Genomic DNA, 694 nt, shown 5'->3' with positions numbered 1-694 from the left:
AAACTTTCTTTTACAATTCCATAGGCAGAATATCCATCTTTAAAATTTTCAACTATTATATTTAACAAAGTTTTTTCTAAATTTACAGATTCTTCATAACTCAATTCAAAATTTTCTGATATATTTAAAAATAACATTGAATATTTGTACCTTAGATAACTTAGAAAATCTTCTAAATTTTCCTCATAAGATCCACCTTCTATCCTGTGAATTATCTTTATCAATAAATTCCAATAAAAATCTTTCTGTATTATCTTTTCTATTTCAGTTCCTATATTATTTGTGAATTCATCAGAAAAACTAAGTTTTCTATTGAATATAATTTGCTCCTGTAAATTCATATCAAGAGTTGAAATGTTATTTATTTTATCAATTAATTGAACAAAACTTTCCCCGTATGAAAGTTCTCGTTCTTTAGAAGCTTTCTCTTGTAAATATTCAACTATAATATCTGTTGTTTTTTTAAAGTTGAATACAAACCCTAATTCATCTTGTATTTTAGAGCTAAACACATCATGTATAATCTTTGAAAGTAGATAGTTCAATTGATTGCTTGCAGATGAAACTGCACTTGCATCAAATCTTTGTACATGATCAAATAAAATTTGTAATTGTTTATCTACCATATATAATGAATCTTTTATGGAAGCCATCATTTCTTTTATAAAATTTTCACTCATCATATAATTATAAT

The 694-nt window shown here is 24.1% G+C and carries 1 pseudogene; it reads right to left on the bottom strand.

The features are described from left to right. Positions 1-626, bottom strand: a pseudogene (locus tag HMPREF9129_RS11835) (GTP pyrophosphokinase); the annotation flags it as partial. Positions 627-694 lie beyond the last annotated feature (68 nt).

It is taken from the genome of Peptoniphilus indolicus ATCC 29427, assembly GCF_000227315.1.
GTDB lineage: Bacteria > Bacillota > Clostridia > Tissierellales > Peptoniphilaceae > Peptoniphilus > Peptoniphilus indolicus.
Note: the sequence above shows the minus strand (reverse complement) of the source record. Positions and strands in the feature narration are given on the sequence as shown.